Source organism: Sporomusa sp. (assembly GCF_057736855.1).
Window position 1 is genome coordinate 16,395 of the sequence record NZ_JBYKYF010000008.1, and the last position, 10,365, is coordinate 26,759.

The 10,365-nt window shown below is 45.4% G+C and carries 9 protein-coding genes; 3 read left to right on the forward strand and 6 right to left on the reverse strand.

Translation table 11 applies throughout. From position 1 onward, the window contains the following. The 5 genes from AC29Z1_RS01245 to hyfB form a co-directional block, all read right to left on the reverse strand. Positions 1 to 1,095 (reverse strand): hydrogenase large subunit (locus tag AC29Z1_RS01245; protein ID WP_488269637.1); only part of this gene is annotated, 1,095 nt, incomplete at its 3' end. Beyond that, positions 1,092 to 2,570, reverse strand: a complete 1,479-nt coding sequence (locus tag AC29Z1_RS01250) for a hydrogenase 4 subunit F (protein ID WP_488269638.1) — start codon at positions 2,568 to 2,570, stop codon at positions 1,092 to 1,094. The genes AC29Z1_RS01245 and AC29Z1_RS01250, both read right to left, overlap by 4 nt. Positions 2,571 to 2,574: 4 nt before the next feature. Then, entirely contained in the window at positions 2,575 to 3,201 is a 627-nt protein-coding gene (locus AC29Z1_RS01255; protein ID WP_488269639.1) for a hydrogenase, read from the reverse strand. A gap of 13 nt (positions 3,202 to 3,214) precedes the next feature. Next, positions 3,215 to 4,099: a respiratory chain complex I subunit 1 family protein gene (locus AC29Z1_RS01260; protein ID WP_488269640.1), complete on the reverse strand. Its 885-nt coding sequence runs from the start codon at positions 4,097 to 4,099 to the stop codon at positions 3,215 to 3,217. 5 nt (positions 4,100 to 4,104) lie between these two features. Next, positions 4,105 to 6,135, reverse strand: a complete 2,031-nt coding sequence (hyfB, locus tag AC29Z1_RS01265) for a hydrogenase 4 subunit B (RefSeq protein ID WP_488269641.1) — start codon at positions 6,133 to 6,135, stop codon at positions 4,105 to 4,107. 136 nt (positions 6,136 to 6,271) lie between these two features. On the opposite strand from hyfB, the gene AC29Z1_RS01270 reads away from it, so the two are divergent. From AC29Z1_RS01270 to AC29Z1_RS01280, 3 genes are all read left to right on the forward strand, one after another. Continuing rightward, a complete protein-coding gene (locus tag AC29Z1_RS01270) occupies positions 6,272 to 6,928 on the forward strand; it encodes a response regulator (RefSeq protein WP_488269642.1) in 657 nt (218 codons plus the stop codon). Between the two features lie 168 nt (positions 6,929 to 7,096). After that, positions 7,097 to 8,479, forward strand: coding sequence for an FAD-binding oxidoreductase (locus AC29Z1_RS01275; protein ID WP_488269643.1), 1,383 nt, complete (start codon positions 7,097 to 7,099; stop codon positions 8,477 to 8,479). 1 nt (position 8,480) lies between these two features. Next, complete coding sequence (locus AC29Z1_RS01280; protein ID WP_488269644.1) at positions 8,481 to 9,806, forward strand: (Fe-S)-binding protein; 1,326 nt, start codon at positions 8,481 to 8,483, stop codon at positions 9,804 to 9,806. 109 nt (positions 9,807 to 9,915) lie between these two features. Here the strand turns inward: AC29Z1_RS01280 and AC29Z1_RS01285 are convergent. Then, a partial coding sequence (locus AC29Z1_RS01285) for a sensor histidine kinase (protein WP_488269645.1) occupies positions 9,916 to 10,365 on the reverse strand: 450 nt, incomplete at its 5' end.

Sequence of the window (10,365 nt, forward strand, 5' to 3'; positions counted from 1 at the left end):
ATCAAGCCCCGAGGCCCTGGCTGCTACACCAACGACTCCTAAATCGCTTGCCGCCTGTTGTGGTAAAATACCAGTCGTATTAACCCGGTCTAAGAAGGCGTCATTCTCCCGCAATAGACCCATTAGCTCATTAAAGTCTCGCGCAGTCCTGACAAGCGTGCTCCTGATATCATTCACCAGGTCTTTACTAATATCCATATTCACCCCGCCCAAGGTAATCCAGCCGCGCAAGAATCGGTTTCCTGTCAGGCGTTCATTAAGACGCATGAGCTGCTCTTTTAAGCGTGAACCATGACTTACTCCCGGAGCAAAGCCTACTCCAGCGCATAAATTGCCAATATCGCCAACATGATTGTACAGCCGTTCAAGTTCAGCAGCTACTACCCTGAGATATTGGGCCCGAAGCGAAATTTCTGCCCCTGCCAGAGTTTCCACGGCCTGCACGAAGGCTAAAGTATTAGCTACCGAACAAGCGCCGCAAATTCGTTCTGCCTGATATAATGCCCGGCTGAACGGCATGCTTTCCACAGCCTTTTCAATCCCCCGGTGAGTAAAAAACAATTTTGCTTCCAGATTTATAACATTTTCACCAGCTTGGCTAAAACGAAAATGACCCGGCTCGATAATACCGGCATGGATAGGTCCCACAGGTACCTCAAAAACCCCTTTTCCCTGGACAGGCGGCATTACATACTCGCTGTTAGCTTTAGGAACATACGTGTCTGGCTTAAAATCCTTTCGCAACGGATATACGCTCTGCGGCCAATTTTCATGCAGTACCAATGGCCTTAAATCAGGATGTCCAAGCGGCACTAACCCAAATAAATCATGAATCTCCCGCTCATACCAGGCAGCCGCGGCCATCAGCGGCGTAAGTGAAGGAAATTCAGGTGGTTCTTCCTTCCCTATCAAGGCTTTAATGGTTTTTATCTGTTTGTCAGCCTTACTGGCAAACACGGCATAGATGGCAAAACAGCCATTGATCGGGCGTTCATCATTAGCAAACATGGCTGTCAGCCGGTAGCGACCATCCGCGCTGACAGCATGGGCCGCCCGGAGGGTTGCTGCCGGTATTGTTTCAAGTATGTTTGTCATAGTCCCCCTCCTGTCATGATCGCCACAGCCTGACTAATTAAAGTATCCATCCAGGCTGGCAGATACATACCGCCACTAAGCATCAGCACCATCGATACCGCGACTGCCGCAATGGCTGGCTTCCCAGGCTGGTAGCAACTGGTTTTTCCCCGTTGTGGCGACAAGCCAAAACCCATTTTTAATGTATAATACATCATGCCGGCAAAAATAACAGCCATCAGCAATAGTACCGTGATTCCCAACCAAGCGCTGCCTGACTGAAATGCAGCCCAAACAATGGTAAGTTTACTGAAAAAAATACTAAATGGCGGCAGCCCGGCAATAGCCAGGATGCTAACCACCAACAAAGATCCCATAACCGGAGCGGTATTTACCAGCCCACGAATACGCAGGATATTCTTGGTTCCATACTGTTGGATAACACCACCTGCCAGGTAAAAGAGGGCCGATTTTGTGATGGCATGATTAATAATATGCAACAGTGCCCCATACATGGCAAGCGGGGTACCAATACCCAGCCCTAGTGCAATAAGCCCCATATGCTCAATACTTGAATAAGCTAGCAAACGTTTAAAATCATGCTGCACTAAAATAAACGGAACAGCAATTATTATTGACAATAAGCCAAAACCTGTCAAGAACTGGTCAGGGTAGGCAGTCCCTACAACCCCCTTGACAATAATAACCATACGGATAATGGCATATAATGCACAGCTCAGGAGCGCACCTGACAAAAGACCGCTGACTGGCGACGGTGCCTGGCTATGAGCATCAGGCAACCAAGTATGCATGGGGGCTAATCCGACTTTAGTACCATACCCGATTAAGATAAAGACAAACGCCAGTTTAATCATCCCTACATCAAGCTGCCCGCTAACAGCCTTAAGTGCCAGCCAACTGAGTGCGTGCCCCTCGCTGCTACCAGCATTGACTTGCGCATAGTACAGCAAGATAGTACCTAACAGAGCTAAGCAAATACCTACGGTACACACCATTACATATTTCCATGCAGCTTCCAGTGCCTTCCGATCAAAATAAAACGCTACAAGTAAGGCCGAACTTAACGTAGTAGCTTCAATTGCAACCCATAGTAGTCCCATATTTTCTACTACAGGTACACACACCATAGTAAATACAAAGAGGTTTAACAAAATATAATAGCGTTGTAGCTTTTTTAAAGATGCATGACCCTGCACAATCTCCAGCTCCATATAAGAGAGTGAAAATAGAGTAGCTGTGCAGATAAGTATCGCAACCACCAGTAACATAACGGCACTTAGTGCATCTACATAGAACTGACCAACATGAATATTGCCGTTCACCGCTACCTGATAAACAATAAATAACAAATTGGCACTCAGCAGTAAACTGCCGATCACGTTAATTCGCCGAATGGTCTGTTCTCTTAACTGTGCCATATTCATTAGGCTAGTTACCAATGGCAGAACCAGCGCCAGAACTATCCATTGCCCCATACTATCATCCCTTTAACTTTTTTAACACACTGGTATCCGTAGACATAAACGATCGTTTCAAACGGTAAGTCAAAATAACCAATACCACAACCGCCACCAATACATCCAAAGCCACGCCAAGTTCAATAATCAGCGGTAAGCCTTGCGTTACTGAAAGCCCAACCAGATACAGGCCATTTTCCATGGTAATCAGACCAACAATCTGCAGTACCGCTTGACGCCTAATCATAATCAGGGTCAGACCAATCAATAGCATGGCAACAGCGGCAGCCAGCGCATCCCGGCTGACGATTCCCGGCAATGCTTTATCAATCAAGCCATAAGCCAGTACAATCATAATCCCTGCTACCATTGCCGAGTAGTTAGGTTTTACAATCGGATTAACCTCCCATTCCCGCCGTAACATGCCGACAATACGGAATAACGCATAAGGAATCACTCCAGCCTTAATAACCAATGTAAGTGCCGCCGCAATATAAGTGTGCATTTCGCCGGTTTCAACCGCCACGATAGCACAGGTAAGTGCCACCAGAGCCGATTGAGCCAGCAAAATGGTAACTGCCGTTTTAAGATTCGTAACCCGACTTAAAAGTAGTGCCAGAAACATTAGAATGATGATCAGCAAATTCACAGCCCTGCCCCCTTTACTGCGCCACCAGCGCCAGAAGCGCCAGCATAGCACCTACTCCCATAAATCCTGGTACCTTAAACAGCCGCATTTTATTTGTACTAGTCTCAACCACGGCTAAAATCAATGCCGTAACCACAATTTTACCGGCTGTCCACAGGCATGCCATAACAGGAGATAAACTGCCTGGTTGCCAAGGTAAAAACAATAGCACAAACAGGATAATAAACACCAATTGTTTTATGGCTGACGCCCAAAAAATCAGTCCAAGCCAGCGTCCAGAATATTCTAAAACCATCCCCTCGTGAATCATAGTTAGTTCTAGATGAGTGTCAGGATTATCCACAGGAATGCGTCCGGTTTCTGCAATTAATACAAGAAAAAAGGCAATAGCTGCAAAAATATAAGGCAGTGAAAAAGGAGTCAGCACCGCAGTTTGAACCATACCCGTCACTCCGGTTGTTCCGGCTCTCACCGCCACGGTCAGCATAGTTAATAGTAGCACAGGTTCTACTAATACACTGATGTACATCTCCCGTGAGCCGCCCATGCCGCCAAAACTGCTGCCAGCATCCAGGGAAGCCAGCACTAAGAAGAAACGTCCCGCAGCCAGCACATACATCAAGGTAAATATGTCACCTGATGGTAATAGTGCCGCTGCCGCAAAACCACCGGCAAAATAAATAAAAGGTGCCAAAGAAAAAACCCATGATGTAGTAGGTGAAACCACGCTGTCTTTTTGCAGTAATTTAAACAAATCATAATATACTTGCAGCACTCCCGGCCCCCGACGGTTCTGCATTGCGGCCTTGGCGGTTTTAATCATACCGGCCACCAGCGGTGCAGCCGCCATAATAGCGAGAGCGCAAATCAAACTGGTAGCTATCGTCAATTGTTCCATCCTGTTCACCACCCGTTACTTACAATCAGAGCCAACACAGTAATTGCTGTGATATAGCCAATATAAAGCTGAACACTACCTGCCTGAATGCCCTTCATCCATTGAGCTGCCTTGATAATGGCCTGATTTATCGGACGATACAGGACAGTAAAGATATCCGTGATCCTAACATAATAACTTAAACGACGGCCAAAGTAGCGATTAGGACTTACATCCACAACCGTCTCCCGCTGCGGCCGTAGAATGGCTCGAAACGCCATTCTGATAGGCTTGGAAAATCCGGTTGCGGTATATTCCATCCTGGCAGTTGGCACAATCCCGCAAGTCCAAGTTTCACCGCGAAGTATCTGTGGCTTGCCATATAATCGATATAAAGCCCAAGTGATCGCTACCCCAAAAATCATGACCATCACAACAACAGGCATCTGAAGACCAACATTTCCGCCAACAGACCGAATTCCGGCCGTATACCAGGCCGTGTCAGCAAAAGCCTGCAGAGCATTTACACTACTTGTATTCGCAAGCACCTGTTTAAGAGCCTCAATGATCAATTGCGGCCATAAACCTAAAAATACGCATAAGCCGACAAGGACCGCCATAGATACCAGCATGAGCTTATTAACCTCTGGCGCCGCTTGAGCCTGAATACTGCGCGGTTTACCTAAAAAAGCAATACCAAACGCTTTAACAAAACAAGCCGCTGCTAATCCCCCGGTAAGTCCAAGCAATGCCAATAAAAGCGCACCAAACACCTTGCCCCAAACACCCTGCAAGGCTTGTGGCAAATACAGCAATGATTGAAAAGTTAACCATTCACTAACAAAACCGTTCAAAGGCGGCAATGCCGAAATAGCGGCAGTACCGACCAAAAAACATACCGCCGTGGAAGGCATCTGTTTTATAAGGCCGCCTAAGCGTTCTAACTCTTTGGTCTTTGCCGCTGTAAGCACAGCTCCAGCCCCCATAAACAACAAAGACTTAAAGACCGCATGGTTTAACACATGATAAAGCGCCGCAGCCCACGCCAAAGCTGCCAGCGCTTGCATACCTTTAGCCGCAAATACCATGCCGGCCCCCATTCCCAGCAAAATAATTCCTACATTCTCAGCACTGGAATAAGCAAGCAACCGTTTTACATCAGACTCCATAAGCGCATAAAGCACACCCAAAATAGTCGACACAATAGCAAGCACCAGTAGCACTACGCCCCACCAAGCCGGACCTGTACCCAAAAAATCAAGATAAAACCGGCATAACCCATAAATGGCAGTTTTAAGCATAACACCCGACATAAGTGCTGATACATGGCTGGGAGCCGCCGGATGAGCCCGGGGCAACCAAATATGTAAAGGAATAATCCCGGCCTTAGTACCAAAACCAATCAAAGCACACAAAAATACAATATTTTTGATCCCAGGCTCAAGATGATTCATTGCCTGAACAAAATGAGCAAAGTCCATACTGCCTGCTTTGTATGCCAGCAGAAAAAAAGCAGTCATAATAAACGCCGTCCCCACATGGGTCATAACCATATACACAAAAGATGCCTGTCTGACTTCACTGTAATGATGTTCATAATTAACAAGAAAAAACGAAGTGACTGCCATCAACTCCCATACAACAAGGAATGCAGCTACATGACTACTAGCAACAACTAACACCATCGCTAACAAAAAAGCACTATACAGCGAAACCATGACCTGGTAGCGACGTCCGTCCTCTACATATTCACGGCTGTAACCGACTGCATATACGCTGGTCACAGCACCTACTCCCCCAATAATCAGCAAAAAGTACGCTGCTAAATAATCCAGCCTGATATGAATAGCCTCGCCAAACATAATTAGCGGTGTAAGTACGTCAATGGTTCCACTAACAAAAATAAAAATCGCACACAGTACAGCCGCTAGACATCCCAGCGCTGCCGCTCCATGTGCAACATAGTTAAGTTTTCGGTTACTGTTAATGAAAAATGGTGACAGTACCCCTGTGATAAGAATAAACAGCGACAAATACAAGAATATTTCGGCATACAATGTAACCGCCTCCGGTCGGTAAATAGTGATTGATATTTGACACCGTACTATTGTAACATAAGATTATACATCTGGGACAAAAAAATTTTTATATACAACATGAAAGTAGAGGATACAAAGTGGAGGCGATAAGCTTATGGATATAATCCGCATTGTCATCGCTGACGATCATGCCGTCCTACGCTCAGGACTCAAGGCACTCCTAAACTGTTCACCTTTATTTCAAGTTATTGGCGAAGCAGGGGATGGTCAGCAGGCCATTCGTATGGTAGAAGAGCTCCGCCCAGATATACTGCTTCTTGACATTTCTATGCCCATCATGAGTGGTGTAGAGTGTATAAAAGAAATTAAGTCCCGGGGACTTTCGTGTCGGATACTTGTCCTGACCATGTATGATGATGATGAATACATCAAAGAAGTTATGCGGGCCGGTGCCGACGGTTACGTTTTAAAAAAATCTGCAGACACCGAACTGGTTGAAGGCATACTCAAAATTTATTCAGGCAAAAAATATCTCAACGAAACCTTGTCTCAAACCTTGTTGGACAGTCTACTTAAGATTCAAGACGAAAAAAATGATCATCGCAATCCCTATACGCTGTTAAGCACCCGGGAACGTGAAGTACTAAGATTGCTAGCACAAGGACATACCAACAGCGAAATTGCCAGCCACTTGTCGTTAAGCGCTAAAACAGTTGATACGTACCGCTCACGCATCATGAATAAGCTTAATGTTCGCAAAAAATCCGAATTGGTTAATTACGCCCTACAATATAAATTAATTAATATGTGAAAATTGAGACTTTTTGTCAGATTTTACCCTACAGGCACTTACAGTAATTTCTTACATAAAATTACTGTAAGTGCCTGATTTACTTTTTAAGGAAATTTCGCGACAATACTGTTAAATTTAAATATTCTCTTATGTCGGAAAATTTTAAAAAGTAAAGGGGCATGGCAAATGCAAAATCAACATATTGAGACACTCAAAAGAATTGTAGGCCCAGAACATGTACTGACAAGTACAGAAGAGTTGCACTGCTATTCGTATGACGCTACTCCCGGCTTCTCCCATATGCCGGATGTCGTCGTCAAGCCAGGCACTACGGAAGAAGTTTCCAAAGTATTAGCCTTGGCAAACAGCGAAAAGATTCCGGTATATACCCGAGGTTCAGGCACTAACTTAAGCGCCGGTACAGTACCGACTAAAGGCGGCATTGTCCTCCTCATGACTCGTATGAACAAAATCATTGAAATTGATACAGAAAATCTGGTGGCAATCGCTGAACCCGGCGTCATCGTATCAGACCTCAATAAAGCGGTCGAAGCTTATGGCCTTATCTATCCGCCAGATCCCGGAACAGTAACTACAGCCACTTTAGGCGGCACGGTTTCTGAGAATGCCGGTGGGCTCCGGGGACTTAAATATGGTGTAACCAAACATTATGTAATGGGACTGGAAGTCGTTCTTGCCAACGGACAAGTTATGCATGTGGGTGGCAAGAATGTTAAAGATGTATCCGGTTATGACCTGACAAAACTCTTTACTGGCTCGGAAGGTACGTTAGGGGTAATTACCAAAATTATTGTTAAGCTGGTACCAGCCCCAGAAGCTAAAAAGAGCATGATGGCCATTTTTAAGAACCTTGACAATGCCGGTAATGCCATAGCTGCCATCATTGCTGCCAAGATTATTCCGGCAACACTAGAAATCATGGATAACGCCACCATACGTACTGTCGAAGATTATGCTAAAGTAGGCTTGCCGCTTGATGCCGAGGCCGTACTTTTAATTGAAGTTGACGGCATACCCGAAGTTGTAGAAAAAGAAGCTGCAAAAGTCTTGGAAGTGCTGAAAAAAAATAAAGCAGATGAAATAAAAATGGCTAAAGACGCTGCTGAACGGGATAAACTCTGGGCCGCTCGCCGAGCCGCTCTCCCGGCTCTGGCCAAACTCCGTCCCACAACTTTTGTGGAAGATGCAACTGTCCCCAGAAGCAAAGTACCTGAAATGATCCGTGCCGTAAACGAAATTGCCAAAAAATATAATGTTACCATCGGTACATTTGGACATGCAGGTGACGGTAACATGCATCCTACCATAGTCTGTGACATTCGCGATGCTGAAGAAATGAGTCGGGTATATAAAGCCATGGATGAAATCTTCGGTACTGCCATTAAACTTGGTGGCACACTCTCCGGCGAACATGGAATTGGCCTTGGTAAGCTAAAGTATATGGAAGATCAATTTGGTCCGGTAGCCATGGAAACAATGCGCACCATTAAACGCGCGCTGGATCCCAACCTCATCTTAAATCCTGGCAAGCTGGTAGGAGAGTGTTGAAATGAGTGACAATAAACCACTAACCGCGCAAGCCATCAACGCGCAGGATAAAGAGCTGTTAGCCGATATTCAGGATGCGCTTGCCAACTGTATGAAATGCGGTAACTGTATGGAGGTATGCCCGATCTACAAAGAACTGGGTATTGAAACAGCAGTTGCCAGAGGCAAACTGGCTCTTATGGAGGGCGTATTAAGCGGTACCATTCCTATCAGTGAAAACTTTGATAAATGGATGGCTACCTGTGTATCCTGCAAAGCATGTTCTGTTAAATGTCCTTGCGGCGTGCCTGCTGACGAACTGATAGTCCGCGGCCGTCAAGCTGCCGTAAAAGCTCGCGGCTTGCATCCAATAAAAAAACGGGTGTTTAATCTGCTGAAAAACCGGGCATTGTTTGATTTCACGCTGCGAATGGCAGGTCTTTTCAGTCCGCTAAGCTTAAAAAAACTGCCCCGCCCCATGGCGGCTGTAGCCCGTTTCCCGATGCCCGGACTGGACAAACGCCGCGTAACGGCACCGTTTGCCGCCAAGCCGCTTCGTAGCCAGTATCCGGAAATCATTAAAGTTGACAAACCTCAACTTAAGGTCGCCTTTTTCACTGGTTGTACCATCAATTATATTTACACCGATGTTGGTCAGGCAGTCATTGACGTACTCAAGGCCAACAATATTGAAATTGTTATTCCGTCTCTGCAACATTGTTGTGGCACCCCCGTATATATGTCTGGGGATGTGGAATCAGCCAAGCTCTTAGCCAAGCATAATATAGAAGTCTTCGAACAATATGATGTTGATTACATCATTGCCGCCTGTGGCTCGTGTGCGGAAGCTTGGAAAATAGAGTTTCCCGAATTATTCCATAACGATCCGTTGCTGAAAGCTAAGGCTGAGAAACTGGCCAACAAGACTTATGAAATTAGCCAATTTTTAATTAATGTGATTACTTTGGACAAAAACAAACTTGGCCCAGTCCATGCTACCGTCACCATGCACGATCCCTGTCACATGGCACGCGGTATCAAAGTTACGGCTGAACCACGTAAAGTCTTACAATCCATTCCTGGTTTAACCTTCGTGGAAATGAAAGAAGCTGATCGCTGCTGTGGTTCCGGGGGCTCCTTTAGTTTGGCAAATTACGAACTCTCACGCAAAATTAATGACCGTAAAATTGCCAATATCGCGCAAACCAAAGCCGACATAGTGGCTACAAGCTGCGGAACTTGCCGCATGCATATCACGGATGGTTTGGTGCAAAATAATATGGATCAAAATGTATTCCACGTTATTCAGCTATTAGCTCAATCTTATCAAGCAGGACAAAACAAATAACAACAATTTCACAGCATCTGCTATCCATGCTGGCTGATGGTCTGACTCACCCCCTTGCCAACATGGACACTCAAGCATTGATGAAATTCCAAACAAAAACAGACAGCGACTAATGGGCTTGGCCCACACCGCTGTCCGTTTTTTTGTTCTGCCGGAGAGGAATCTCCACCGTAATGGTTGTCCCTTCTCCTTCTGCCGAATCAATCCTAAACTTTCCAGACAATAATGCCACTCTTTCGTGCATCCCATGAATACCAAGACAATTATCATTGCCCGTATTGCTGATCATTTTAGCATTAAAACCAATACCGCTGTCTTTTACAACCAGTAACAGTCTTTCCTTATGCTTCTTTAAAGTAACCTTTACCTTATTGGCTTTAGCATGTTTAGCAATATTGGTTAAGGCTTCCTGCAATATCCGGTATACCGTAATTTCTATTTCTGGCAAAAATCTTTGCCGTGACAAATTAACAACACTCAGTTCCACAGAAATGTTATATTGACGTGAATAGTTTTCAATATATTTTTGTGCTGCCGCCACCAACCCAAGATCATCAAG

Excerpts from the sequence above, each read along its gene's own strand:
- AC29Z1_RS01250 (WP_488269638.1), bottom strand. The coding sequence starts at position 2,570 with ATGGGGCAATGGATAGTTCTGGCGCTGGTTCTGCCATTGGTAACTAGC.
- AC29Z1_RS01260 (WP_488269640.1), bottom strand. The coding sequence starts at position 4,099 with ATGGAACAATTGACGATAGCTACCAGTTTGATTTGCGCTCTCGCTATT.
- AC29Z1_RS01270 (WP_488269642.1), top strand. The coding sequence starts at position 6,272 with ATGGATATAATCCGCATTGTCATCGCTGACGATCATGCCGTCCTACGC.
- AC29Z1_RS01275 (WP_488269643.1), top strand. The coding sequence starts at position 7,097 with ATGCAAAATCAACATATTGAGACACTCAAAAGAATTGTAGGCCCAGAA.
- AC29Z1_RS01280 (WP_488269644.1), top strand. The coding sequence starts at position 8,481 with ATGAGTGACAATAAACCACTAACCGCGCAAGCCATCAACGCGCAGGAT.